Source organism: Streptomyces sp. NPDC127119, assembly GCF_042677425.1.
GTDB lineage: Bacteria > Actinomycetota > Actinomycetes > Streptomycetales > Streptomycetaceae > Streptomyces.
Genome location: NZ_JBHXTO010000011.1, coordinates 18,043 through 44,266 on the forward strand (window position 1 = coordinate 18,043; position 26,224 = coordinate 44,266).

At 70.8% G+C, this 26,224-nt stretch carries 19 protein-coding genes; 7 read left to right on the forward strand and 12 right to left on the reverse strand.

Going from position 1 to position 26,224, the window contains the following annotated elements:
• Nucleotides 1-162 precede the first annotated feature (162 nt).
• A complete protein-coding gene (locus tag ACFVH5_RS08090; protein ID WP_385832709.1) occupies nucleotides 163-909 on the forward strand; it encodes a FadR/GntR family transcriptional regulator in 747 nt (248 codons plus the stop codon).
• Nucleotides 910-1,405: 496 nt separating this feature from the next.
• Here the strand turns inward: ACFVH5_RS08090 and ACFVH5_RS08095 are convergent, their stop codons facing one another.
• The 6 genes from ACFVH5_RS08095 to ACFVH5_RS08120 form a co-directional block, all read right to left on the reverse strand.
• Complete coding sequence (locus tag ACFVH5_RS08095) at nucleotides 1,406-4,423, reverse strand: alpha-mannosidase (RefSeq protein ID WP_385832710.1); 3,018 nt, start codon at nucleotides 4,421-4,423, stop codon at nucleotides 1,406-1,408.
• A 65-nt stretch (nucleotides 4,424-4,488) separates the two neighbouring features.
• On the reverse strand, nucleotides 4,489-6,537 hold the full coding sequence (locus tag ACFVH5_RS08100) for an endo-beta-N-acetylglucosaminidase (RefSeq protein WP_385832711.1): 2,049 nt from the start codon (nucleotides 6,535-6,537) through the stop codon (nucleotides 4,489-4,491).
• A 59-nt stretch (nucleotides 6,538-6,596) separates the two neighbouring features.
• On the reverse strand, nucleotides 6,597-7,835 hold the full coding sequence (locus tag ACFVH5_RS08105; protein ID WP_385832712.1) for a glycosyl hydrolase: 1,239 nt from the start codon (nucleotides 7,833-7,835) through the stop codon (nucleotides 6,597-6,599).
• 354 nt (nucleotides 7,836-8,189) lie between these two features.
• A complete protein-coding gene (locus ACFVH5_RS08110; protein WP_385832713.1) occupies nucleotides 8,190-9,113 on the reverse strand; it encodes a carbohydrate ABC transporter permease in 924 nt (307 codons plus the stop codon).
• Nucleotides 9,110-10,111: a carbohydrate ABC transporter permease gene (locus tag ACFVH5_RS08115; protein ID WP_385832714.1), complete on the reverse strand. Its 1,002-nt coding sequence runs from the start codon at nucleotides 10,109-10,111 to the stop codon at nucleotides 9,110-9,112. The genes ACFVH5_RS08110 and ACFVH5_RS08115 overlap by 4 nt, the downstream gene beginning before the upstream one ends.
• 5 nt (nucleotides 10,112-10,116) lie before the next feature.
• Nucleotides 10,117-11,400, reverse strand: coding sequence for an ABC transporter substrate-binding protein (locus ACFVH5_RS08120; protein ID WP_385832715.1), 1,284 nt, complete (start codon nucleotides 11,398-11,400; stop codon nucleotides 10,117-10,119).
• Nucleotides 11,401-11,689: 289 nt separating this feature from the next.
• On the opposite strand from ACFVH5_RS08120, the gene ACFVH5_RS08125 reads away from it, so the two are divergent.
• A complete protein-coding gene (locus tag ACFVH5_RS08125; RefSeq protein ID WP_385832716.1) occupies nucleotides 11,690-12,748 on the forward strand; it encodes a LacI family DNA-binding transcriptional regulator in 1,059 nt (352 codons plus the stop codon).
• Between the two features lie 240 nt (nucleotides 12,749-12,988).
• Here ACFVH5_RS08125 and ACFVH5_RS08130 read toward each other — a convergent pair whose 3' ends face one another.
• Nucleotides 12,989-14,545 (reverse strand): alpha-L-fucosidase, encoded by a 1,557-nt coding sequence (locus tag ACFVH5_RS08130; protein WP_385832717.1) that lies wholly within the window; start codon nucleotides 14,543-14,545, stop codon nucleotides 12,989-12,991.
• A 54-nt stretch (nucleotides 14,546-14,599) separates the two neighbouring features.
• Nucleotides 14,600-16,444 (reverse strand): family 20 glycosylhydrolase, encoded by a 1,845-nt coding sequence (locus tag ACFVH5_RS08135; protein ID WP_385832718.1) that lies wholly within the window; start codon nucleotides 16,442-16,444, stop codon nucleotides 14,600-14,602.
• A gap of 373 nt (nucleotides 16,445-16,817) precedes the next feature.
• Here ACFVH5_RS08135 and ACFVH5_RS08140 point away from each other — a divergent pair, with 373 nt between their 5' ends.
• Nucleotides 16,818-18,188 carry an amidase gene (locus ACFVH5_RS08140; RefSeq protein ID WP_385832719.1) on the forward strand — a complete coding sequence of 457 codons (1,371 nt, stop codon included), beginning with the start codon at nucleotides 16,818-16,820 and terminating at the stop codon, nucleotides 18,186-18,188.
• 310 nt (nucleotides 18,189-18,498) lie between these two features.
• On the opposite strand, the gene ACFVH5_RS08145 is transcribed toward ACFVH5_RS08140, so the two are convergent.
• Both ACFVH5_RS08145 and ACFVH5_RS08150 read right to left on the reverse strand, forming a co-directional pair.
• Nucleotides 18,499-18,984, reverse strand: a complete 486-nt coding sequence (locus ACFVH5_RS08145) for a GNAT family N-acetyltransferase (protein WP_385832720.1) — start codon at nucleotides 18,982-18,984, stop codon at nucleotides 18,499-18,501.
• Nucleotides 18,985-19,249: 265 nt separating this feature from the next.
• A complete protein-coding gene (locus tag ACFVH5_RS08150) occupies nucleotides 19,250-19,420 on the reverse strand; it encodes a hypothetical protein (RefSeq protein WP_189779098.1) in 171 nt (56 codons plus the stop codon).
• Between the two features lie 357 nt (nucleotides 19,421-19,777).
• Between ACFVH5_RS08150 and ACFVH5_RS08155 the strand changes: the two genes are divergently transcribed.
• The 4 genes from ACFVH5_RS08155 (at nucleotide 19,778) to ACFVH5_RS08170 (ending at nucleotide 22,840) form a co-directional block, all read left to right on the forward strand.
• Entirely contained in the window at nucleotides 19,778-20,866 is a 1,089-nt protein-coding gene (locus ACFVH5_RS08155) for an S-(hydroxymethyl)mycothiol dehydrogenase (protein WP_385832722.1), read from the forward strand.
• Nucleotides 20,863-21,495, forward strand: a complete 633-nt coding sequence (locus ACFVH5_RS08160) for an MBL fold metallo-hydrolase (RefSeq protein ID WP_385832723.1) — start codon at nucleotides 20,863-20,865, stop codon at nucleotides 21,493-21,495. Before ACFVH5_RS08155 ends, ACFVH5_RS08160 begins: the two co-directional genes overlap by 4 nt.
• Before the next feature lie 111 nt (nucleotides 21,496-21,606).
• Nucleotides 21,607-22,059 (forward strand): hypothetical protein, encoded by a 453-nt coding sequence (locus ACFVH5_RS08165; protein ID WP_385832724.1) that lies wholly within the window; start codon nucleotides 21,607-21,609, stop codon nucleotides 22,057-22,059.
• 25 nt (nucleotides 22,060-22,084) lie between these two features.
• Nucleotides 22,085-22,840: an SDR family oxidoreductase gene (locus tag ACFVH5_RS08170; RefSeq protein ID WP_385832725.1), complete on the forward strand. Its 756-nt coding sequence runs from the start codon at nucleotides 22,085-22,087 to the stop codon at nucleotides 22,838-22,840.
• A 184-nt stretch (nucleotides 22,841-23,024) separates the two neighbouring features.
• On the opposite strand, the gene ACFVH5_RS08175 is transcribed toward ACFVH5_RS08170, so the two are convergent.
• Both ACFVH5_RS08175 and ACFVH5_RS08180 read right to left on the reverse strand, forming a co-directional pair.
• Nucleotides 23,025-24,521 (reverse strand): SDR family NAD(P)-dependent oxidoreductase, encoded by a 1,497-nt coding sequence (locus ACFVH5_RS08175; RefSeq protein ID WP_385832726.1) that lies wholly within the window; start codon nucleotides 24,519-24,521, stop codon nucleotides 23,025-23,027.
• Between the two features lie 270 nt (nucleotides 24,522-24,791).
• Entirely contained in the window at nucleotides 24,792-26,099 is a 1,308-nt protein-coding gene (locus ACFVH5_RS08180) for a wax ester/triacylglycerol synthase family O-acyltransferase (protein WP_385832727.1), read from the reverse strand.
• Between the last annotated feature and the right edge of the window lie 125 nt (nucleotides 26,100-26,224).

Consider the following 26,224-nt stretch of genomic DNA (forward strand, 5'->3'; position numbering starts at 1 on the left):
ATTGAGCGTGATCGAGTGCGATCGAGCAGGTGCCAGGAATATTTATCAGACCACTTCGCTCCCACAACACCCCTGGGCCGTGATTTTCACTGTTTTCGCGCGTAGTGGTCCGACCACCTGAGTGGTTAGACTGCGGCGCACCCGGCGACAGGAGGACATGGCGTGGACGAGAGCCTGCCCGAGGCGGCGACGGCGGCCCCGGCTGCGGCCCCCTCTCCGGCCCCCCAGAAGGGGACCGTGACCCAGCGCGCCATCGACCAGCTCAAGGCGATGATCGGCGAGGGCCGTCTCGAGCCGGGCGCACGGCTGCCGACCGAACGCGATCTGGCCGCGCAGCTCGGCATCTCGCGCAGCTCCATGCGCGAGGCGATCCGGGCGCTCACGGTGCTGGGCGTACTGGAGGCCCGGCACGGGTCCGGGATCTACGTCACGCAGCTGGAGGCCGGGGATCTGCTGGAGACCTTCGGGGTCGTCGCGGATCTCTCCCGCGGTCCGCAACTGGTCGAACTCCTCGAAGTGCGGCGGATCCTGGAGTCGACGGCGACGGCGCTGGCCGCCGCGCGGATCACCGCCGACCAGCTCGCCGAGGTGGAGAAGCATCTGACGGCGATGAACGCCACGGACGACCCGGAGGAGATCCTCTCCCACGACCTGGCGTTCCACCGGGTCATCGCGGGCGCCGCGGGCAACGAGACGATGGCGGCCATCCTGGACGGACTGTCCTCGCGGACGTTCCGGGCGCGGGTGTGGCGGGGGTATCAGGAGGAGGGGGCGTTCGAGCGGACCCGGCGGGAGCATGCCGCGATTCACCGGGCGCTGGTCGCCCATGATCCGGAGGCGGCTCGGGCCGCTGCGGCGGCGCATGTGGGCGAGGTGGAGGAGTGGCTTCGGGCCCAGCTCCAGCCTTAGCAGGCTGAACCTGCGCCCGAGCCCGGGGCCGCGCTTCGCCCGCGGGCCGGTGGGGGTTGCTCGCGCAGTTCCCCGCGCCCCTAGAGGGCGGGACCCGGGGCCCGGTGGGCACCCTGCGGCCCGGTGGGGGCTGGGCGCGCAGTTCCCCGCGCCCCTCAAAGGCACAGCCTGGGGTCCGGTGGGCACCCTGTGGCCCGGAGGGGGCTGGGCGCGCAGTTCCCCGCGCCCCTTGGGGGCGGGACCTGAGGTCCGGTGGGCACCCTGCGGCGCGGAGGGGGCTGAGCGCGTGGTTCCCCGCGCTCCTCAAGGCATGAAAGCTGGGGCGCAGCCCCGCTTTCAGGGGCGCGGGGAACTGCGCGAGCAACCCCCACCGGACCCGCACCCGATCACCGGCCCGTCTCCAGGGGCGCGGGGAAGCGCGCGATCGGCCCCCACCGGGCCCGCAGGTTACGGGGCGCGGTGGAAGCCCGGCGCGGCCTCAGTCGGCCGAAAGACCTCAGGCGCGCCTGAGGCGGAGCGTCACCAGTTCGAACGGGCGGAGTTTCAGGGTCATCCTGTTGCCGTCGCGCTCCGGCTCGGTGGCCTCGGCGATCGGGCGTTCCAGGAGGTCCGTCACCGTGACCGACTCGACGTCGAAGCCCGCCGTGAGCGTCGCCTGACTGCGCCCGCCCCTCGACTCGTGGAAGCGGACCACGACATCGCCGCTGTCGTCGTCGGCCAGCTTCAGCGCCGTGACCACGACCGCGTCCTGCGCGACGGTCACCAGGGGCGCGACCTCCGAGGCCCCGCCGGCCACCTTCCGCTGGGGAAGGTTGATCCGCCAGCCCTCCCGCACCGCGTCACCGATCGCCGCACCGGGCACCAGCGCGTGCCGGAAGCGGTGCACGCCCTGGTCGGTCTCCGGGTCGGGGAAGCGCGGGGCGCGCAGCAGCGAGACGCGGACCGTGGTGGTCGTACCGCCGTCCTCACGGACCGTACGCGTCACGTCGTGGCCGTACGTCGAGTCGTTGACGACGGCGACGCCCCAGCCGGGCTCCTCCATGTGGACGAACCGGTGGTTGCAGGCCTCGAACTTGGCGGCCTCCCACGACGTGTTGGTGTGCGTCGGCCGGAAGAAGTGCCCGAACTGCGTCTCGGACGCGTACCGCTCGGCGTGCACGTCGAGCGGGAAGGCCATCTTCAGGAACTTCTCCGTCTCGTGCCAGTCGACCTCGGTGTCGATGTCGAGCCGCCACTCCCCCGGTGCGAGCGACAGCACCTGCGTGACCTTGGACGCGCCGAAGCTCCGTACGATCCGGATCGAGACCCCGTCGTCGCCGGGGACGACCTCGTCGGCCTCGACCAGGTCGGTGACCGTGTTCCGGTAGAACTCGTCGACGTCCCAGGCGTCCCACATGTTCGGGAAGTCGGGGTGGATCTGCAGCAGGTTGGCCGCCTCGCCGGGGGCGAGGGTCTCGCGGTCCGCGGCGAGGTCGAACGCGGAGACCACGAGTCCGCGCTCGTCGATCTCGATGCGCAGACATCCGTTGTCGAGGACGAAGCCGCCGTCCGTGCGCGGCACGAGCGTGCACTCGCCGCCGACGGCCGGGGTGCGCGCACCACCGGCGGGCACTCCGTCGCGGGTGTGCGGCGCGGAGTTGAAGGCGAGGGTGGTCGTGCCCTCGCCGACCAGCGCGCGCTGGGCCGCGCCGATGATCCCGTTCAGTTCCTCGGCCACCGCCTCATAGGTCTTGCGGGCCTCGCGGTGCACCCAGGCGATGGACGAGCCGGGCAGGATGTCGTGGAACTGGTGGAGCAGGACCGTCTTCCAGAGCCGGTCCAGCTTCTCGTGCGGGTAGGTGAACTCGGTCCGGACCGCCGCGGTCGCCGCCCACAGTTCGGCCTCGCGCAGCAGGTGCTCGCTGCGGCGGTTGCCCTGCTTGGTCTTGGCCTGGCTGGTGAGGGTGGCGCGGTGCAGCTCCAGATACAGCTCGCCGACCCACACCGGGGCGTTCGGGTACTCGGCCTCCGCCTTCTCGAAGAACTTCTCCGGGGCCTCCCAGACCACGGTCGCCGAGCCTTCGAGGTCCCTCAGGCGGGCCGCCTTGGCGACCATCTCGCGGGTCGTGCCGCCGCCTCCGTCACCCCAGCCGGTCGGGGCGAGGGAGTGCCGGGCGACACCCTTGTCCTTGAAGTTGTTCGCCGCGTGGGCGATCTCGCTGCCCTTCATCGAGCAGTTGTACGTGTCGACGGGCGGGAAGTGCGTGAAGATCCGCGTCCCGTCGATGCCCTCCCACTGGAAGGTGTGGTGCGGGAACTTGTTGGTCTGCGACCAGGAGATCTTCTGTGTGAGCAGCCACTTGGAGCCGGCCGCCTTGATGATCTGGGGCAGTCCGGCGGCGAAGCCGAAGGTGTCGGGCAGCCAGGCCTCGTCGTTGTCGACACCGAACTCGTCGATGAAGAACCGCTTGCCGTGCACGAACTGGCGGGCCATGGCCTCCGAGCCGGGCATGTTGGTGTCGGACTCGACCCACATGCCGCCGGTGGGCACGAACCGCCCGTCGGCGACGGCCTTCTTCACCCGGGTCCACACCTCGGGCCGGTGCTCCTTCACCCAGGCCCACTGCTGGGCCTGCGACATGGCGAAGACGAAGTCGGGCTCGTCCTCCAGGAGCGCGGTCATGTTCGACGTGGTCCTGGCGACCTTGCGGACGGTCTCGCGCAGCGGCCACAGCCACGCCGAGTCGATGTGCGCGTGGCCGACGGCGCTGATGCGGTGGGCGGAGGGCACGGCCGGAGCCGCCAGCACCGCTTCCAGCTGGGAGCGGGCCGCGGCGGCGGTGGCGCCGACGTTCTGCAGGTCGACGGCGTCGAGGGCCTTCTCCACCGCGCGCAGGATGTCCCAGCGGCGGGCGGACTCCACGGGCAGTTCGGCCATCAGCTCGCCGAGGACCTCCAGGTCGATGACGAGCTGCCACACCGTCTCGTCGAGGACGGCGAGGTCCATCCGCTCCAGTTTGTACTGCGGTTCGCTGCCGGCCGTCTCCTTGTCGCCGAGCCGGGTCGGCAGGAAGGGGTGGTAGTCGAGGATGACGGGGTTGGAGGCGGCCTCGATGTGCAGGCGCACCTCCTCGCCGCCCGCGACGGGCGCCCCGATCCGTACCCACTGGTTGCGCGGGTTGAGGCCCTTCACGGGGGTCCCGTCGGGCCGGTAGACGAGTCCCTCGCACTGGAAGCCGGGCATGTTCTCGTCGAAGCCGAGGTCGAGCAGGGCCTCGACGGTCTTCCCCGCCCACTCCTCGGGCACGGTCCCCGTCACCCGGAACCAGCTGGTGCCCCAGGGAGCACCCCACCTGTCGCCGACCGCCACCGGGGACGGCGTGGCCGCCAGCCCCTCCTCGACGGGCACCGGCTCGCCGGGCGCGTTCCACACCGCCACTTCCAGCGGTACGGACTCGGGGTACACGGCGGGTCGTATGCGCTCGTCGAGCACGCGCTTGAGGCGGGCTTCGACCAGGCCGCGGTCGTCATGCATGTGGGGTGCTCCGTAACTCCGTTGTGCGGGTTGTTGCTGTTACCGGTGGTACCGGTGGTCGGCGGTCACCAGGTGTGGGTCAGGGTCGCGGGGGCCGACGCGGTGTAAAGCTCCCCAACGGCCCGCAATTCGAACCTCGCCGCCGTCTCGCCTCCTTCGGCTGTCAGTCCTCCAACGAAGAAGGCCTGCTGAGCGGTTCCGCCGAGGAAGCGCCGGGTGCCGTCGAGCAGTACCCGGTGCAGCGTGTAATGGCGTACGCCGCCGCCGGTGGGCGCGCGCCAGGCGAGGCGCAGATCGCCTCCCGAGGCGCCCGTGATGCCGGCGTCGACGGGCGTGCCGGGCGCCTGGGCGTCCTGATCGCGTACGGAGAGGCCGCCGAGCCGCCACTTCACGGCACCGTCCCCGGCCCCGGTGAGCCGGACCCCGAGGGCGTGCACCGTGCCGTCCGCGGGCAGCCCGGTCAGCCGTACCGTCGAGGTCTCCCAGTCGTCGCCGACGGTGACCGGGAAGTACGTGTACGCGTAGGGCTGCCCGGGGCCCGACGGTTCGGCGGTGGCGACGGCCAGTTCTACGCCCACGTCCCCCGAGTCGGCCCGGTGGGTCAGCTCGACGACCGTGTCCGCGCCGAGCGGCAGGCGGGTCCCGTAGAGGTCGAGCGTGGTGGGCGCGGTCAGGGTGCCGTCGACCAGGACGCTGCTGCCGCCGCACCACGCGTCCGCGAAGTCGAACGTGACCGCCGGATGCGGGCCCGTCGTACGGGTCACCCAGCGCCGGGACGGCAGCCGGTCCTGAAGGCCGAGGTGGTTCCACTGGGCCGTCGACGTCACCTCGCCGTCCTCGTACCAGCGCAGTCCGTGCCCGGTGTTGAACGTGCTCGCGAACGGCAGTGCGGTGACGGTCGAGCGGTCGGCGACGGAGACGGCGGGCGCCCGCCAGGTGTCGGTGGTGTCGGGGCGGGCCGGATCGAGGGAACGGCCGCTCCAGAAGCGGTCGTCGGCGGCGTGGAAGTCGCCGGGCGTACGGGTGGCGGGCAGGTGGTTGCGGGTCCACTCGGGCCGGTAGAAGCCCACCGAGACGACGTGCGCCGAACCGCTGGGGACCATGGCGTCCCAGTTCACGGACCGGTTCCAGCCGTTGGCCTCGACATCGACGCCGGCCCACAACTCGTACTTGCTGCGTCCGAGTTGCTGAGCGGCGGCACCGGAGGAGACAAGACTGCTCGCCGACCAGCGGAAGTCGATGAACATCGTGTCGGCGGCCTGGTAGAACACCCGGTTCTGGTTGTTGAGGGCGCCCTGCCAGCTCACCGAGCCGCTGACGGTCATCGAGTCGTACCAGGTGACGCGCTGTCCCTTCGCCGCGCTGAGCGTCTTCAGCTCGGTGAGGAAGCCGAGCATGTCGGTGGCGAGCGCCGCGTTCCCGCCGCTCGTCTCGGCGTTGATGAACCAGCCGTCGAAGCCGTGGGCCTCGGCGACCGCGACGAGCTGGGCGGCCAGCGGATAGTGCCCGGCCGCGTCCTTCTGCACCAGGTCACGCGTCCACTGCAGCTGGCCGCCGTACGCGGCGGGCGGCAGGAACACGTTGCCGAGGACGGGTACGCCGTGCCGGTGGGCCGCGTCCACGATCGGCGCGTTCGGCGCGAGGATCAGCCCTTCACCGGACGAACCGCCCCAGAAGACCAGCTCGTCGACGTAACTCCAGTGGGTGAGCGCGTAGTAGTCGGCGGTGGCCGCGCCCTGCGAGGGGTTGCTCGCGGTGGGGCCGAAGGAGACCAGCGACTGGATACGGGCCTGTCCGGCGCGGGCCGTCGAGTTCACCGGGGTCGGGGTGAAGCGCTCGGCGAGCGGCACGGACGCCGTGTTGAAGGCCAGATCGGCGTCGGTGGCGGCGCTCCACGCCTTCAGACTGCGCCAGGTGATGCCCGCGCCCGGTGAGCCGGAGGGGAACGAGTCCGGGTACCAGTAGGAGGCGTACGGCCGGGGCGCCTCGGGGGCGGCCTCGGCGGCGGGGCCGGCCGCGGCCTCCTGACCGGCGGCGGCCGGTCCTGCCGGGAGCAGGGCGGCGGCCGTCCCGGTGCCGGCGACGAGCAGGACGGTGCGTCTGGTGGGGTTCACGAGCAAGTGCCTCCTTGTGGGAGTTCTTGTTTCCTGTGGGGGTTACGGAACCTGACGGACTACGGAACCTGATCGGGTGTGACAACTTCGGTGATGTTCCGTGCGGTGAGGTGCTCCACGTCGTTCGCGCGGGACGCGAGGACGGTGGTCGGTCGGGCGCCGTCGGCGGTGAGCCGGAAGAACGCCTCGAAAACCGGGCCGCCCGGCGCGCAGACGGAACGGCCGGTGGGGTCGTCGGGGACGACGAGCGCGGTGGTGCGGACCTTGGGGATGTACGGGTGCTCGCGGGCCGAGCGGGCGGCGCGGGCCAGCACCCGCGCACTGTCCTTGGCCCGGCGGTCGTTGCTCAACAACCCGAGCCCGTACTCCAGTTCGGGAAAGTCGGCGAGGTCGCGGGACACGTCGTGGGAGCACCACCAGGTGACGCCCCAGAGGTCCGGGCAGTCCAGGGCGTTCGCGACGGTCGCCTCGGTGAAGGCGGCGGCGTGCTCGGCGGGGACCAGCGGCGCCGGTGCGCCGACCTCCTGGAGCCAGACCGGGCGCGAGGGGTCGTCGGCCCAGGCCTTGCTCAGCTCGATCAGATAGGCGGCGTGGTGTTCGGTCGCGACGCCGGTACGCCCGTGCCGCTGGGCCGTGCCGTTGAAGACCCACGAGTGCACGGCGGTGACGGCTCCGCGCCGCGCGGCCTGGGCCGGGGTGAACGGCATGTCGTCCTGGTACCAGGCGGCGTCGTACTCCGCGTGCAGATGCAGCTTGCCGGGGGCGCCCTTCTCGCAGGCCGCGAGCATCCGCTCCAGCCAGGCGTCGACCAGGTCGGCCGTCGTCCGGTCGGGATCCGGGTGGGGACCCGCCGAGAACTGGTTGACCTCGTTGCCCACGGTCATGCCGATGAAGTTGGGCCGGTCGGCGAGGGCGGCGGCGAGGGTCCGCAGATACTCGGCCTGCCCCTCGACGACCTCCGGGTCGGTGAAGAGATTCCGCCGGTGCCAGGTCTGCGTCCAGGCGGGCAGGAAGTCGAAACTCGACAAGTGACCCTGCAGGCCGTCCACGTTGACGTCCATGCCCCGCTCGGCCGCCGCATCCGCGAGAGCGACGAGCTGTTCCACGGCACGCGGGCGGATCAGCGAGCGGTTCGGCTGGAAGTAGGGCCAGATCGGGAAGACGCGTATGTGGTCGAGCCCGAGTGCGGCGATCGAGTCGAGGTCGGCCCGCACGGAGTCGAGATCGAAGTCGAGCCAGTGATGGAACCACCCTTCACTAGGGGTGTAGTTGACGCCGAAGCGCACAGCAGAAGACATCCGGGGTTCCTAGTCCTGTTTCTGTGGTGCGGATGTGGGGGGATGGGCGGTGCGCAGGCTGCTACCGGCACGGGGCGCACCGTGCGACCCGGTGGGGGCTGGTCGCGCGGTTCCCCGCGCCCCTTCGAGGCGGGGCTGCGCCCCGACAGGGGGCGCGGAGGATCACCCGACGACCGGCCGCCCCATTCAGGGGCGCGGGGAACTGCGCGACCAGCCCTCTTCGGCCCGCACCCGACAACCGACCGTCGCTCTTTCAGGGGCGCGGGGAACTGCGCAACCAACCTCCGCCCCCACCCACCCGCACCCGACATCCATGGGCGGAAGCCGCGAAGAAGGGCGAGGTCACCGCAGAGCTCACCCCTTCACCGCCCCCTCCCCCCCCCCACGGAAGAAGTACCGCTGAAGGCAGGCGAAGAGCGCGATCAACGGCGCCACGGCGATGATCGTGCCCGCGGCGACCAGCCGCTCATCGTTGGCGAACGTGCCGTGCAGATAGTTGAGCCCGATGGTCAGGGTGAACTTGTCCGGATCGCTGAGCACGATCAACGGCCACAGGAAGTCGTCCCACGCCCCCATGAACGCGAAGATCGCCACAACAGCGAGCGTCCCCTTCACCGAGGGCAACGCGATCCGCAGAAACCGCTGCCACGTGTTCGCGCCGTCGACGAAGGCCGCCTCCTCGATCTCGTACGGCAGATTGAGGAACGCGTTGCGCATCAGCAGGACGTTCATCGCGCCGATGCACCCGGGCAGGACGACCCCGATGAGCGTGTTGTTCAGACCCAGCTCACGCATGGTCGTGAACTGGGCGATGATGATCCCCTCCACGGGCACGAGCATCGCGAGGATGAACACGAGCGTGGCCACCTTGCGTCCGCGATAGCGCAGCCGGGCCAGCGCATAGCCCGCGAGCGCCGCGCCGACGCAGTTCGTGACGACGTTGGCGGTGGCGACCTTCAGCGAGTTGAGGGCGTAGTCCCACACGGGGATGGTGTCGGCGACCCGCTCGTAGTTGTGCAGGGTCGGTTCACCGGGCAGGAACTTCGGCGGCGAGCTGAAGATGTCCTCGGTCGGCCCCTTCAGCGAGGTGGACAGCTGCCACAGGAACGGCCCGACGGTCAGCGCCAGCACGGCGAGCAACAGCACGTAGCGGAGGGCGAGTTCCCACACCCGTACATGCTTCCCGTTCTCATCGGTGACGCGCGTACGACGGCGACCGCCACGGCGGCGCGCCTCCGCGCCGGCCGGCACCTCCCGCACCTTCTCGGCGGCACTCACGCGTCCTCCTTCCGGTCGGCGCGCAGCACGAGCAGCATCAGCGCGACGGTGACGACGAAGACGACGACGGAGATGGCGGAGGCGTAGCCGACCCGGCCGGTCAGGCCGGTGCCGGTGCGCTGGACGAGCATCACGAGCGTGGTGTCCTCGCCCGCGGGACCGCCGCCGGGCCCCGCCATCAGGTACACCTCGGAGAACACCTTGAAGGCGGCGACCGAGGAGAGCGCGCCGACCAGCACCATCGTGGAGCGGACGGCGGGCACGGTGACCGTGAGGAAGCGGCGGACCGCGCCTGCGCCGTCCACGGCCGCGGCCTCGTGCAGCTCGCGCGGTACGTTGGCGAGCGCGGCCAGATAAATGATCATGTAGTAGCCGAGGCCCTTCCAGACCGTGACCGTCATGGCGCTCAGCAGGAGCAGCCACTGGTCGCTCAGGAAGCCGACCCTGCCGACCCCGATCGCCTCCAGCAGCGAGTTCACCAGGCCGCGTTCGTCGAGCAGCCACACCCAGATGAGTCCCACCACGACGATGGAGGCGACGACCGGGGTGTAGAAGGCCGACCGGAAGAAGGCGATGCCGGGGATGTTCTTCTGGACCAGGAGCGCGAGCAGCAGGGGCAGCAGGACGAGCGCGGGGACGACCCCGAGGACGTACAGCGTGCTGTTGCGCAGGCCGATCCAGAACATCTCGTCGTGCAGCAGCTCCCGGAAGTTGGCCAGGCCCACGAACTCGCCGGGGATCAGGGTCCGGCGGTCGGTGAAGGCGTTGACCACGGTCGAGACGAACGGATAGAGGATGAAAATGGCCACGACCAGCAGCCCCGGGGCGGCGAACAGCCAGGGACTGGTGGGCAGTTGCCGCCGCACCCGGGCGACGGCCCCGGCGGAACGCCCGCCACGGCCGCCACCAACGGGAGCGCTGCCGACGGCCGCCCCACCCGCGGAGACCGTGCCGGGTGAAGCCGTACTGGAGGAGGCCGTACCGGAGGAACTCGCCATGTCGATCAGCCCTGCTGCTGGAGCAGGCGGTCACACGCCTTGACAGCGTTGTCGAGGGCTTCCTTCGGGCTCACCTTGCCCTGCAGCGCCTTGGCGACGGAGTTGCGCAGTTCGGTCTTCATCTGCTCGCTGAACAGCACCGGCGTGTAGTTGACGGCGTTCTTCAGGGACTTGGCGGCGGCGATCCGCACCCGGGTCTCATCGGTGCCGTCCTCCTCGGTGAAGTACGGGTCGTCGAGCGAACCAGCGGTGCTCGGGAAGATCGCGACCTTCTTGGCGAACGACATCTGGTTCTGCGCGTCGGTGACGAAGTGCGCGAAGGCGACGGCGGCGGGCTTCTGCTTGGTCCGCGCGTTCACCATCACGCCCATCACATACATGTTGACCTTGCCGGTGCTGGTGATCTGGTCGGTGATGCCGATGTTCTTGTAGAGGTTCGGCGCCTGCTTCTTGAAGTTGCCGAGGTCCAGGGCGCTGCCCGGGTTCATGGCGACGGCCCCGGTGAGGAACTTCTTGCCGGACGACTCGGGAGTGGCGGTCAGCGCCTGCGAGTCGAGGGCCTTGGCGTCGTACAACTTCTTGTACTCGGTGAGGAGTTCCACGCCCTTGACGTCGTTGAAGGCGAAGGCCGTGCCCTCATTGTTCATCAGCTCGACGCCGTACCGGCCGAAGTCCTCGATGGTGGGCACGTTCGCCAGGGTCGCGACCTTGCCGTCACTCTTGTCGGCCAGCTCCAGCGCGTCGTCGAAGAGTTCGTCGTACGTCTTCGGAGGCTTCGCGGCGTCCAGGCCGGCCTCCTCGAACAGCGACTTGTTGTAGAAGAGCGGGCCGGTGTTCAAGTACCACGGGAAGGCGTACGTGCCCTCCATGCCCGGTATCTCGTGGCTGGCCCACGCACCCGGCAGGTACTCCTTCTTGTACTTCGCGGCGGCCTTGTCGAGGTCGAGCGCGAGGCCCGCCTTGGCGAGCGGGGCGACCAGGTCGGGCGAGACGTTCACGACGTCGGGCAGGGTGCCGCCGGCCGCGTCGGCGCTGATCTTGTCGGCGTAGCCCTCGGCGGGCTGGTCGACCCACTTCACGTTCGTGCCGGGGTACTTCTTCTCGAAGTCGGCGACCAGACCCTCGAAGTACGGCTTGAAGTTGGCCCGCAGGTTCCAGGTCTGGAAGGTGATGTCGCCCTCGACCTTGCCGGAGGCGTCCGTGGAACCGCTGTCGTCACCCCCGGAGCCGCAGGCGCTGAGCGGCAGGACCAGGGCGACGACAGCGGCGGCGAGTGCTCTGCGAGGCATGCGCACGGTGACCGGGCTCCTTTGCGACGGTGTGGGTCTGGGGTGACGGGCAGACCTTGCATCCTGCGCGGCGGGGAAGTCAATGGATTCCGCCTCGCTAAATTCATTAGTTCGACATATGACCAGCTCAGAGCCGTTGTGACAGCCTGCTTGCAGCGGATCACTAATGCGCTTTAGAGTGACCTGACTCAAGCGCTTTAGTACGAAGTGCCATTGAACGGGCCGACGGCACGCAGGTCGGCAGCAAACAGGGCATCACCGAGCATGCCTTCAGTGGAATGGGGAGCAGTTGCCAGCCAAGCGGTCTCCCGCGCGCCGACCGACGATGAAGGACATCGCGCAGCGCGCCGGGGTCTCCGAGAGCGCGGTCTCGTTCGCGCTCAACGACCGGCCCGGAGTCTCCGAGATCACCCGGGACCGGGTGCGCAGGGTCGCCGAACAACTGGGCTGGCGGCCCAGCACGGCGGCGCGTCAGCTGTCCGGGGAGGGCACGGCGACGGTCGGACTCGTCCTGGCGAGGCCCGCGGACACGCTCGGCGTGGACTCGTTCTTCCTGCAGCTCATCTCGGGCATACAGGAGGTTCTGGCCGAACGTCACCTCGGGCTGCTCTTCCAGGTGGTCGAGGACGTCGACGACGAGTGCGCGGTGTACCGGCGCTGGTGGGCCGAGCACCGCGTGGACGGGGTACTGGTCGTCGACCCACGGACCGACGACGCACGCCCCGACCTGCTCGACGAGCTGGGACTGCCCGCGGTGGTCATCGGCGGGGCGCCGGACGCGCGGCACCCGGGGCTGTCCACGGTCTGGGCGGACGACGCGGGGGCGATGGCGTCCGTGGTGGGACGGCTGTACGAACTCGGCCACCGGCGGATCGTGCACATCGCGGGCTTGCCCGGCCTCGCGCACACGGAGCGGCGGATCCGCACGCTGCGCGCCGAGGCGGACCGGCGCGGGCTCGCCGAGGTGTGCTCGGTGACCACGGACTACTCCGACGCGGAGGGTGCGGCGGTGACGCGCCGCGTCCTGGAGGGTGGCGTGCTGGGGGGCGGGGCGCCGCCGACCGCGCTGGTCTACGACAACGACGTGATGGCCGTCGCCGGGGTCGCCGCCGCGACGGAGCTGGGCTTCTCGGTGCCGGGTGACGTGTCGGTCGTGGCCTGGGAGGACTCGGCGCTGTGCCGCATGGTCAAGCCGTGGTTGTCGGCGCTGTCCCGGGACACGGTGGAGTTCGGACGGGTCGCTGCCGCGGAATTGACGTCGTTGCTGGACGGGGGGCCTGCGCGGGCCGTGGGGGTGCCGGTGCCGGGGCTGATCGAACGCGCCAGCACGGGGGCCTGCGGCGCTTGAGCGGGGCCGGGGGCGGGGGTTGGTCGTTGAGTGCAGGTCCGCTGTGGTTGCTCGCGCCGTTCCCCGCGCCCCTTAGGAGGCGGGGGCGAGGGTTCGTTGTCGGGTGCAGGTCCGTCGTGGTTGCTCGCGCCGTTCCCCGCGCCCCTTAGGAGGCGGGGGCGGGGGTTGGTCGTTGAGTGCGGGTTCGTCGTGGTTGCTCGCGCCGTTCCTCGCGCCCCTTAGGAGGCGGGGGGCTTGCTCTCAGAGGTGGGAGCGGTGTAGTTCGAAACCGGCCAGGTGGGGGGTGTGCCGGGCGGCTGTCACCCGTACTCTCCAGCGGCGGGCCCGGATCGGGGTCGGTAGGAGCAGGATGCGGCTGGCGCCGATCGTGCCGGCCTCCGTGACGTGCTTCCAGGCGCCGTCGGTGTGGGCCTCGATCACGAACGACTCCACCTGCTGGCCATGGCGGGTGTCCTCCGCGAGGCGGATGCGGTCGATCTCGCGGGAGCGGCCCAGGTCCACCGTGATCGTGCCCGGGGAGCGGCTGGTGCGCGCCCCGTGGGCCAGATCCTCCGGGAGTTCCCTGTCGATGCGCTCGCGGAACTCCCGCAGACGGGCGACGTCCGCTGCCGGAAGTCGGCCCTCGTCGTCCGGCGGGACGTTGAGCAGCAGGACCGCGTTGCGGCCCACCGAGCCGAAGTAGATGTCCGTCAACTGCTGCACGGACTTGGGCTGTTGGTCGGCGTGGTAGAACCAGCCGTCCCGGATGGAGACATCGGCCTCCGCCGGCCACCACTGGAGGTAGTCGGCCACGGGCTGGGCGGCGACCAGGGCGTCCCGGCCGCCCATGTCCGGCGCGTCGTACGAGAGCGCGAAGTCCATGCGCCCGTTGGCCTTCTCCTGGACGGGTACGACGCTCCACTCGTTCTCGCGGGCGATCCCGCCCTCGTTGCCGACCCAGCGCACATCGGGTCCGGACACGGCGACCGCGGCGTCCGGCGCGAGGGTCCGGATGAGCGTGTACCAGCTGTCCCAGTCGTACGTCTCGACCTTGTCCGGCGGAATACGGCCCTGGGCGCCGTCGAACCAGACCTCGTCGACCGGCCCGTACTCGGTGAGGACCTCGTGGAGCTGGTCGAGCATGTGGGCGCCGTAGTCGGTGGCCGGGAGGGTGAAGGTCGGCCCGTCCGGGCGGTCGTCCCCGGGGACCGGGGTGGGGATGGTCCGCTCGGAGCGGGCGCTGCCGTTGGCGTACACGCCGTGCAGGTACTGGTTCTCGTCGGCCGGTGAGATGTAGACGCCGACCTTGAGCCCGTAACGCCGCATGGAGTCGGCGAACGACCGCAGGACATCCCCTCGCCCGCCCTGCCAACTGCTCGATGCCACCGAGTGGTTGGTGTAACGGGACGGGTAGAGCACGAACCCGTCGTGGTGCTTGACGGTGAGGATGGCCAGCTTGAAACCGCCGTCACGCAGGGCGCGGGCCCACTGGTCGGTGTCGAGGCCGACCGGCTGGAACACGTCCGGATCCTCGTCCCCGGTGCCCCATTCGAGCCCGGTGAAGGTGTTCACCCCGAAGTGCAGGAAGGTGGTGCGTTCGAGGGCCTGCCAGGCGATCTGCCGTTCCGTGGGCCGGACTTGGGACGCCTTGCGGACCAGCTCGTCCGGGGAGTCGGCGGGCCCGACGGGTATCCGGTACCAGGGCTCATCCGGCGAGACAGGGACCGCGGAGGCAGCGGGCGCCAGGGCCAGTGACGTGCCGCTGGACGCCACGAGTGCCGCGGCGGCCGTGACGAAGAGACGTCTGGAGACTGCCATGTGATCGCACTCCTCGGGTCAGGGGACAGGGACGAAGGACAGCCGGGCACAGGGTCACGCGGCCGTCAACTGCCATACGGCGGCGCCCCGCTGGTCCGGCGGATACTGCACCAGCCGTCCGTCGTCGCTCACGTGGACAGCCATCTGCGTGATCGCGTTGACGAGTTGATAGCCACCCCGCACCGGCGCCAACTGCCAGCGCTGCACGGTGTTCCCGCCATCGCACGCCTGCTCGGACACTTCAACTCCCGGCTGGAGCGGCACATTGAGCGTGAGCTTGCCGCCCCGCACCTCCAGGCAACCGTTCGCGGCGCGCAAGGTCGTATAGCCGTCCGGGGTGCGCTCGACTTCGGCGGTGACGCTCCTGACCCCCGAGCGGAAGGTGTACGTGCCGTCCGCGACCGGTACGCGGGTGAGGTCGCGCCAACCCGGCGCATGGCCCACGGCCGCCGCGCGAGCGGTGAACTGTGCGTACGTGGCGTCCGGGTGGGGAGTGCCCCAGGTGGCCTGGGCGAGGTGGCGCAGAGCCGGATCGGTGTCCTCCGCGACCTCGTTCTCGGTCTCGCCGCGGCCGTTGTCGGGCCAGAGGCTGATCTTCGCTCCGGTGATCCCCGCACGGGAGGCGAGCTTCTCGCCCTCGAAGCTGCGCGGGTCCCAACTCTGGTCGTACAGACCCTTGGTGTCCGAGTGGAAGCCGCCCCGCACGAGATAGAGGGCGTAGGCCGCGTTCATCAACGGGTACCCCTGCGCCCGCAGTTGGCTGGGCTTCGTCGCCACGTTCAGCCAGTGCTCGACCGTCGTACCGGCCGTGACGGGCACGGTGTTGGCGCCGGTGAGACCGTCGTTCCAGATCCGCAGCTCCTTCCCCTTGCCCGCCGCGTAGGAGTGGACCCGGTTGACGAAGTCGATGAAGGCGTCCTGCGGGGTGGCGTCCGCGCCGTACTTGGCCCGTGCGTATGCCAGGACCTGCGGATACTTGGCGAAGTCGGAGCCGAGCATGTACTCGTCGGCGCCCATGTGCCAGGAGCCGGCCGTGAACACCTGCGCGTACTCGTCCATCAGGCTCGTGTAGTAGGCGAAGGCCTCGGGGCGCGTGATGTCGAGCCGGGAGGGCTGCTTGTTGCCGTCGGAGTCGGTGAGCTGGAGATCGGGCCGGTTCTCGATCCAGGGGTCCATGTGCCCCGGCGAGTTGATCTCCGGGACGATGCTGACGTGGTACTTCTCGCCGAGGGCGACGAGCCGTCGTATCTCGTCCTTGGTGTAGTAGCCCCAGGTGTTGGCCTCGGGGTGCGCGTCGCTCTTCACCTTGAGTTCGAGCAGCAGCTGGTTGAGCTTGTGGTACGCCATGTCGCGTACGAGGTTCTCCAGCCACTCGGGGGTGATGTGGACGTAGCAGGCGCAGACGCCGACGCCCCGCTCCTCGTACTGGGGCACGTCGACGGTGCGTCCGGCGGGCACCCGGTCACCCTGCGCCAGCAGTTGAAGAACGGTCCGGGTGCCGTAGAAGGCACCCGCCTCGGTGGCAGCGGTCACCGACAGGCGCTTGCCCACGCGGAGTTCGTACCCCTCCTCCCCCAAGGCGGCCTTGCCGGGCACGACGTCGACAACGATGTCACCCGTACGCGCTCCCCCACCCACGACCGGAACGGTCCCGTGCCCACCCGCACGCAGGTCGCCGGCAAGGGTGTCGGCGACACGGCGCTCCGCCGCACCCCCGGCAACAAGGCGTGTCCCACGGCCATCACGGCCGCCACCCCCCTCATACGCGTAGTGCCCGCCCTCCGGGGTCCAGTCGGTCAGGGCGGGAACGGTGACAGGAGGAGCGGGATCGGCCGCCTGGGACATCTCCTCCGCGCCTGCAAGCGGGACCGGTGCCGCGAGCAGCAGGAGTGCCGTCATGACACCGACCAGCCGGGAACGTCCCGGGGACGCACTCCTGCCTGGATACGCACTCTTGACGTCCGTACTCACGGGCACCTCCCATTCATCGGAGGTGTGATGATTGGGCCGCCTTCAGAGCATGTCAATGGGGTGGGAAGAGAGCCGAGTTGGCGCAGTGGTCGGATGACCTGCCACTCCGCGCAAACGGTCGGCCGGACACACCACCAAAAGTCCAAGAGGACCGCAGCGAATGTCCAAGCGCGTCCAGGCACGAAGACCGCAGCCGAGACGACTCTCGACGGGAGCCCCGGGGCCGAGGCACAGTACTTCTCGGACTCACCAGTACCCACCAGTGGTGCTCATCAGCAGGACCACGCCCCGAGGAGCCACCGTGACCAGCTGGGTAGGCCGGACCGCCGCCGAGATCGCCGCCGCCGTCCGCGAGAAGCGGGTCACGCCGCGCGAGGTGGTGGCCGAGCACCTCGCGCGCATCGAACTGCTCGACGCGCGCGTGGGCGCCTTCCGCCACGTACGCGCGACGGCCGCACTCACCGAGGCGGACGAGGTGGCGTCCCGGACGGACCTGGCCGACCTCCCCCTGGCGGGCGTACCGGTGGCGGTCAAGGACAACCTGGCCGTACGCGGCGAGTCCACCCGCAACGGCAGCGCGGCGAGCCCGGACACCCCGGCGACGGAGGACCACGTCACGGTGGCCAGGCTGCGGGCGGCGGGAGCCGTCGTGGTGGGCGTGACGAACGTCCCCGAACTCTGCGTCTTCGGCACCACGGAAGGCGTGTACGGCACGGCGCGCAACCCGTGGGACACCACACGCACGGCGGGCGGCTCCTCCGGCGGCAGCGCGGCGGCGGTGGCCTCGGGGATGGTCCCCCTCGCCCTCGGCAACGACGGGATGGGCTCGCTGCGGATACCCGCCGCCAACTGCGGCCTGATCGGCCTCAAGCCGGGCCACGGCACGATCCCGGCGGGCATCGGCCACGGCGACTGGTTCGGAATGTCCGAGAACGGGCCGCTGGCGACGACCGTCGAGGACGCCGGGCTGATGTTCTCGGTACTGGCCGCCGCGGACGCCGTACGCACCGAGGAGCCCGCCGCGCTCTCGGTCGCCGTCTCGGTGCGCAGCCCGCTGGCGGGCGTCGCCGTCACCCGACCGTACGCGGCCGGAGCGCGAGAGGCGGCCCGATTGCTCGCCGGGGCGGGACACCGGGTGCGGCGCGCGGACCCTCCGTATCCGGTGTGGCTGGGCACGACCTCACTGGCGCACTGGACGGCCGGGACGGCGGTGGACGCGGAGGGGCTCGACCCGAAACGGCTGGCACCGCGGACGCGGGTGCACGCGGGGGTGGGGCGGCGGTTCGTGGACTCGGTACGGACCGGTGTGCGCCGGCAGCAGCTGCGGGAGCGGCTCGCGCCGTTCTTCGCGGAGCACGACGTGCTGCTCACGCCCGCGCTGGCGCGGCGGGGGCCGGCTGCGGCGGAGTGGCACAAGCGGGGGTGGGTGCGGAACGTTCTGGTCAACACCGCCTACTCCCCCTTGACTCCGCCGTGGAATCTGACGGGGTGGCCAGCGATGGTGGTGCCGTTCGGGGTGCTGCCGTCGGGGTTGCCGGGTGCTGTCCAGCTGGTGGGGCGGGTGGGTAGTGAGGGGGTTCTTCTGCGGGTCGCGGGGGAGTTGGAGGGGTTGCGGCCCTGGACGCGGGTTGCTCCGCGTGTTGCTCCGCTGGGGGTGGGGGTCGGGGGGTAGGGGTCGCAGGTCGGGTGCGGGCCGGTGGGGGCTGATCGCGCAGTTCCCCGCGCCCCTAAAAAGCTGGGGCTAGGGGGTTGCATGTCGAGTGCGGGCCGGTGGGGGCTGGCCGCGCAGTTCCCCGCGCCCCTAAAAAAGGCGGGTGGGCGCCCCGGCTCCTGTGGCCCTAAAAAAGGCAGGTGGGTGGCCCGGCTCCTGTGGTCCCCAAAAAGGCAGGTGGGTGGCCCGGTTGCTGCGGCCCTAGAAAAGCGAATGGGCGGCCCCGTTGCTGCGCCCCATGAGGACGCTCGTCCGGGGCTTTTCGGAGCCTTCAGAGTTCTCGGTGCATGACGTGCAATCCGACTCTGCCTTCGGTCGGGTGGGTGAAGGCGGCTGGGATCGTGCCTACGATCTTGAAGCCGAGGGATGTCCACAGTTTTACAGCCGGGTTGGTCTCGACCACGGCGTTGAAGACCATCGCCCGGTAGCCGTCGGCCTCGGCCGTTCGCAGGACGTGTTCCGCCAGGGCCCGGCCCACACCCCGACCCGTCCGGTCCGGGTCGACCATGAAAGCGGCGTTGGCGACATCGGCCGCGGGGCCGCCGTAGTTCGGCGTGACGTAGGCGGAGCCCAGGACCACACCCGCCACCTCGTCCTCGGCGACGAACACCCGCTTGCCCGGCGCCATCCACAGGGCGCGGGCATCCCCCTCGGAGGTGTCCGGGTCCCAGGCGTAGGTCTCCCCGGCGGCCACGATCCGGTGCCAGAAAGGCCAGATCCGCGTCCAGTCGTCGGCCACGGCGTCTCTGATCAGCATGGATACGAGTTTGGCACGACCCGCCACCCGCGAAAGCACGGGAGCGGGCCGTGCCGGTACGTCGCAGCCCGTCGCATAGGGCTCCTGCAATCGACCGAGCTCTTCGATTCTTGGAGCAGTACACCCGGAAGGCGACGGGCTCGACGTACCGGCACGTCCCCGACCCACCCACCGCCGCCAGGCGCCCAGCACGGACACCCGGCGGTCCGGCCCGGCAGTCCGGCGGTCCGACCCCGCAGTACGACCCCGCGGTCAGTCCACGCGATCAGTCCACGCTGGGCAGGATGTGGGGCTCGGCCAGATCGTCCTCGTAGCCCGCCAGCCGAATGGGGGCGGACCTGGCCCACACGTCCAGGCTGCCGAGCTTCTCCGCCCGGTCCGTGACCTCTGTCCGTTCCTTGAGGCCTTGATCGAGATTCGTCGTCTCCGGTGTCACCGCGCACTCCTTATGTGTCGGGTCACCCTCGGGGCGCACAGGACCACTCTGCTGCCGGTCGCCTGCGTCCGCTCGGGTCTGAACAAGGGCACTTCGGACGCGGTGGCGCCGGTCAACTCGCATGAGAGCAGGCCGTGGTGACTGGCTTGTCCCGGGACGGACCGTGGGTGTGGGTGGGACCCAGATAAGCTGTCCGTCCCGCACAGAGTAACCAAATGAGCGGGCCGCCGCTCGATGGGGCTGAAAACAAGGTGTAACCATCTGAAGTCATCCCTGTTTGTCCACAGGCGATGTCGCACTCGTCCGGCCCTGTGCCAACATGATCAGCGCCCCACTGTCCATGTGAAGGAGCCCGACATGGCCGCCCAGCAGGTACGCGGTGTCATCGCCCCCGGCAAGAACGAGCCGGTGCAGATCCGGACGATCATCGTCCCCGACCCGGGTCCCGGCGAGGCCGTGGTGAAGATCCAGGCCTGTGGGGTCTGCCACACCGACCTGCACTACAAGCAGGGCGGCATCAGCGACGACTACCCCTTCCTCCTCGGCCACGAGGCGGCGGGCGTCGTCGAATCCGTCGGCGAGGGCGTCACCGACGTCGCCCCCGGCGACTTCGTGGTCCTCAACTGGCGAGCGGTCTGCGGCCAGTGCCGGGCCTGTCTCCGCGGTCGCCCCTGGTACTGCTTCAACACGCACAACGCCAAGCAGAAGATGACCCTGGAGGACGGCACCGAACTCTCCCCCGCCCTGGGCATCGGCGCGTTCGCCGAGAAGACCCTCGTCGCGGCCGGCCAGTGCACCAAGGTCGACCCGTCCGTGTCCCCGGCGGTCGCGGGCCTCCTCGGCTGCGGCGTGATGGCCGGCATCGGAGCGGCCATCAACACCGGCAACGTGGGCCGCGGCGACTCCGTCGCCGTCATCGGCTGCGGCGGCGTGGGCGACGCGGCGATCGCCGGGGCGAACCTCGCGGGCGCCGCGAGGATCATCGCCGTCGACATCGACGACCGGAAGCTGGAGAAGGCCCGCACGATGGGCGCCACCCACACCGTCAACTCCAAGGAGACGGACGCCGTCGAGGCGATCCGCGAGCTGACCGGCGGGTTCGGGGCGGACGTCGTCATCGAGGCGGTCGGCCGCCCGGAGACGTACAAGCAGGCGTTCTACGCCCGCGACCTCGCGGGCACGGTCGTCCTGGTCGGCGTCCCCACACCGGAGATGAAGCTCGAACTGCCCCTGCTGGACGTCTTCGGCCGCGGCGGCAGCCTGAAGTCCTCCTGGTACGGCGACTGCCTGCCGTCGCGGGACTTCCCGATGCTGATCGACCTCCATCAGCAGGGCAGGCTGGACCTGGCCGCGTTCGTGACGGAGACCATCACGCTCGACGGCATCGAGCAGGCCTTCGACCGCATGCACCAGGGCGACGTCCTGCGATCGGTGGTGGAGCTGTGACCACGGCCCGCATCGAGCACCTGGTCACCTCGGGCACGTTCAGCCTGGACGGCGGCACCTGGGACGTCGACAACAACGTATGGATCGTGGGCGACGACACCGAGGCCGTCGTCATCGACGCGGCGCACGACGCGGACGCGATCGCCGAGGCACTGGGCGACCGCACCCTGCGCGCGATCGTCTGCACCCACGCGCACAACGACCACATCGACGCGGCCCCGGCCCTGGCGGCCCGCACCGGCGCCCCGATCCTGCTCCACCCGGACGATCTGCCGCTCTGGAAGCAGACCCACCCGGACCGCCTTCCGGACGGCGAGTTGTCCGACGGCGAGAAGCTGACCGTGGCGGGCGTGGAGCTGACCGTCCTGCACACGCCGGGTCACGCGCCGGGGGCCGTGTGCCTGTACGCCCCGGAGCTGGGCAGCGTCTTCACCGGCGACACCCTCTTCCAGGGCGGCCCCGGCGCGACGGGCCGGTCCTTCTCCCACTTCCCGACGATCGTGGAGTCGATCAGGACCCGCCTGCTCGACCTGCCCGCAGAGACGGTGGTCCGCACCGGCCACGGCGACTCGACGACGGTCGGCGCCGAGGCGCCGAACCTCCAGGAGTGGATCGACAGGGGGCACTGAACGAGTTCTCGGACAGGTGTGCAGTTCAGTTCCCGTTGGCCCGATTGAAATCTGGCCATGATCTGCTGGCGCGAGACGACGGCCTTTCTCGCCCGCAGGGAGGACTGACGCATGGAGCTGCGCAGAGTCGAAGAGCTGATGGATCTGCTGCACGCCTGCCGAGGAGCCCGGGGCACCGCCTGCCTCGGCGGCGCCCCGGTCGATCTGCACGACCACGCCCTGCAGACCGCCGCGCTGCTGCGCCGGAGCCGCCCGGCCGACAAGGAACTCCAGGTGGCCGGGCTGGTGCACGTGGTCGGCCACCTGCTGAGGCCGGGTGATCCCACGGTTCACGCGGCCGTCACGGCCGACGCGGTCCGGCCTCTGCTGGGCGAGCGGGTCTCCGGCCTGGTACGCCTCCAGCGGGAGGATCCGGACAGCCGGATCGGTGAGGACGTACTGACCCTGCGCCAGGCCGACGAGGCCGCCCGCACCGCCGGCCTGGACGCCGGGGTGCTGGAGGACTGGCGCACGGTACTGGAACTCGTATCGGCCCGGAACAGCCGCCTGGGCGCGGTCGACTGACGGACCGTCATGAGACGGTACGCGGATGACGTCGTCGTACGGGTTCGAGGGCAGGGTCGCCATCGTCACCGGGGCCTCGCGCGGGATCGGGCTGGCCGTCGCCGAGGCGTTCGTGGCGGCGGGCGCGCGGGTGTGCGTCACGGCACGGGACGCCGACGGGCTGGCCCGGGCCACCGCGCGCCTGGGCGCCGCCGTGGGCCTGGCGGGCACGGTCGCCGACCCGGCGCACCTGAGCCGCCTGGCCGAGCTGGCGATGGACGAGTACGGCCGTATCGACGTGGTGGTGAACAACGCGGCGACCAACCAGCCCTACGGCCCGCTCATGGACGCCGACCCGGACCGGTGGCGCGAGGCGTTCACGATCAACGTCGAGGCGGCGCTGCGGCTGACGCAGCACGCGTGGCGGGCCTGGATGCGCGCGCACGGCGGCTCGGTCGTCAACATCTGCACCGAGGGCGCGACGCACGTGGGCCCCCGCCTCGGCGCGTACGGCACGAGCAAGGCGGCCCTGCTCCACCTGACGCAGCAACTGGCCGGCGAACTGGCCCCGGGGGTCAGGGTCAACTCGGTCTCCCCCGGCCTCGTACGCACCGAGATGGCCCGCTTCGTCTGGGACCGACCGGACCAGGAGCCGGCCACCGCACTCCCCCTGGGCCGCATGGGCGAACCTCAGGACATAGCCGAGGCCGTCCTGTGGCTGACCTCGGACAAAGCCAAATGGATCACAGGCACGGACCTCCTGGTGGACGGCGGAACAAGAGTCCGCCGAGCAGCCCCGTAAGGGGCGCGGGGAACAGCGCGACAAGCCCCCCACGCACCCGCACCCGCAAATCCCAGGCCGACCCCCCAAAGGGGCGCGGGGAACGGCGCGACCAGCCCCCACTGGGCCCGCACACGCCCCAGACACCCCAGTCGCCCCAAACACCCCACCCCCGTTCACGCCCAGCGCAGCGCAACGCCGCGAGCTACCACTTACCAGGCGCGTAGTCCTTCAAGAAGACCCCGAACAGGTCCTCCCCCAGCTGCCCCCGCACGATCGGGTCGTACACGCGCGCCGCCCCGTCGATGAGATCGAGCGGCGCGTGGAACCCCGCGTCGGCCAGCCGCATCTTGTCCGGATGCGGCCGCTCGTCCGTGATCCACCCCGTGTCGACGGCGGTCATCAGAATGCCGTCCTTCTCGAACATCTCCTGCGCACTGGTGCGCGTGAGCATGTTCAGCGCGGCCTTGGCCATATTGGTGTGCGGATGCCCGGCGCCCTTGTAACCGCGGTTGAAGACGCCCTCCATGGCGGACACGTTCACGATGTACGTCCGCCCGGCCTCGGCCGCCGCCATCGCCCCCCGCAACCGGCTGATGAGGATGAAGGGCGCGGTGGAGTTGCAGAGCTGGACCTCCAGCAGCTCGATCGGCGTGACCTCCTCGACCGCCTGGATCCAGCTGTTGGTGTCGTGCAGATCGGGCACGAGCCCACCGGCGTCGATGGCGGTACCGGCGGCGATCCGTTCCAGCGAGGCGGAACCGGAGACGAGCGCGAGGTCGGTGACGTCCTGCGCGGTCAGCGCACCGCCCCCGGCCACGGGGAGCGCGGACACGGCCCCGGAGCCGAACGTGCCGATGACCTCGGCCGGCGGCAGTTCACCGGCGGGCAGCGGCCCCGCCTCGGCGGCGAGCAGCTCGCTGTAGGCGCCCGGCGAGCGCCGTACCGTCTGCGCGGCGTTGTTGATCAGGATGTCGAGCGGTCCCGCGGCGGCGACCGAGTCGGCGAGCGCGACGACCTGGGCGGGGTCGCGCAGGTCGATCCCGACGATCTTCAGCCGGCCGATCCACTCGTCGCTGTCGGGCATGGCCTTGAAGCGGCGGATCGCGTCGTTCGGGAAGCGCGTGGTGATCGTGGTGTGCGCGCCGTCGCGCAGCAGCCGCAGCGCGATGTACATGCCGATCTTGGCGCGTCCGCCGGTGAGCAGCGCGCGCTTGCCGGTGAGGTCGGTGCGGGCGTCACGGCGGGCACGGTTCTCGGCGGCGCACTTCTGGCAGAGCTGGTGGTAGAAGTAGTCGACCTCGGTGTAGCGGACCTTGCAGGTGTAGCAGGAGCGCGGGCGCTGGAGTATCCCCGCGATGGCGCCGGCCTCGGTGACGGACGACGGCAGGACGCCCTCGGTCTCGTCGTCGATGCGCTGGGCGGAGCCGGTGGCGGTGGCCTCGGTGACCGCCTTGTCGTGGGCGGTCTTGGCGGCCCTGCGGTCCTGGCGGCGGCGCTGCTTGACCGAGCGGTAGATCCCCGCGGTGGCGCGGCGTACGCGGATCGCGTCGGGGTGGTCGACGTCGATCTTCTCCAGCTCGTCGAGCACGGCGAGGCAGACGGCCAGCCGCTCGGGGTCGATACCGGGACCGTACGAACCGTCCGGGGCCTGTGCCGTGTCCACGGCGGGTGTCGCCGGGCTGTCGTCTGTCACCGTCATCGCCGTTGCCGTTCCTAGGGTTCTCGCGCGGCGCTCGAACCGCGCACGCTCACGAAGGCGGAATTTTACGGAGCACAGGGCAAAGGCACCAAACCCGCGATGATCACCGGCCCCTCACGGACCTGTACCGGGCCTCTCGCGAACCTGGGCCCGGCCTCCCGCGGACCTGTATCCGGCCCCCCGCGGGCCCGCAGAGGATAACTCCGAAGACGACCCTCCGAATATCGGCCGGACATCCGGCGGATATCCGCCGGGCCCGCGAGATGTGTCTCAGGACACGCAGGCGGCGTTCAGTTCCGCCACCTCCACCGTGAGCGACTTGGCCAGCAGGTCGAGGTCCGGGACGGCCTCCGCGTCGGCGACGAGCCCGTAGTGGACGCGTCCGCGGAACGTCGACACGGCGACCGCGAGGGCCTGGCCGCGGGCCAGCGGGGCGAGCGGGTACACCTCGGTCAGCGGGCAGCCGCCGAGGGTCATGCCGAGGCTGGGCAGGGGCACGCTGGTGACCAGGATGTCGAAGAGGAGCCGGGCCGCCTGGCCGACGACGGGCATGCCGAGCCGGTGGCCGATCGCCGGGACGTGGTCGGCGAGCAGGGCGACGGCGCCCGCGCCCCGGTTGGGGCCCGCGTCCTTGTTGTGGTTCATGGCCGTCCGCACGGTGGCGAGGCGCGCGAGGGGGTCCGGGTCGTCGACGGGAAGCCGTATCAGGTACCCGGAGAGCCGGTTCCCCTGCGGGTGCGCGGTGCGCGGGCGCCTGCGGGAGACGGGGATCAGGGCCCGGGGCGCCACCCCTTCGCTGCCGTCGCCGCGCTCGTCGAGCCAGCGGCGCAGGGCGCCCGCGACGACGGCGATGAGGACGTCGTTGACGGTGCCGCCCACGCTCTTGCGGATCGTGTGGATCTCGTCGAGTTCCAGGGCGACGCCCGCGACCCGGCGGGTGCCGGTGGGCTTCGAGACCAGGGCGGCGGAGGACCGTACGTCCCAGGTGGCGCGGGCGACGGAGGCGCCGATGTCGAGGGCCCGGCCGACGTCGGAGAGCGCGCCGCGGACCAGTCCCGGCAGCTTCGTCACATCGGGGAGGAGAGCGGCGAGGGGGTCGCGCGCCGGTTCCGCGGGGCGTGGCCGGGGCGCCGGCATGTCCATGGGGTCGAGGACGGCCGCCGCGAGCGCCAGCGCCCGCAGCCCGTCGGCCAGCGCGTGGTGGAACTTGAACAGCACGGCGAAGGAGGTGCCGTCCACGCCGGGCACGACGTGGGCCTCCCACGGAGGTCTGCCGCGCTCCAGAGGCCGCTGCATGAGCGCGCCGGCGACGGCGTGGAAGTCGGCGGCGGGGGCGTGCAGACGGACGTGGTCGAGCGGTTCGAAGTCGGTGGCGGCCTCACGGGCGGCGCCGCCGAAGGCGAGCGGCCGGCGCAGGTCGAACCCCGACGCCCGCCGGAGGTCGAGCGGCTGCCAGATGTCGCGGATGCGCATGCGCAGCCCGGGTACGCCGGCCGCGCGGGCGGCGAGCAGATCGGCCGCCTGCCGGCCCGCGGCGGGCGAGTTGGCCTCGAAGATCCCCAGCGCCCCGAGGTGCATGGGGTGCTCGCGCGATTCGATGTTCCAGAACGCCAGGTCGAGTGGTGCGAGAAGGTCGGAGTCAGAGGGCCTTACATTCAATGGCTTGGCTCTCGCGTCGACGACGGGTGAGCCAGCAGTCAATC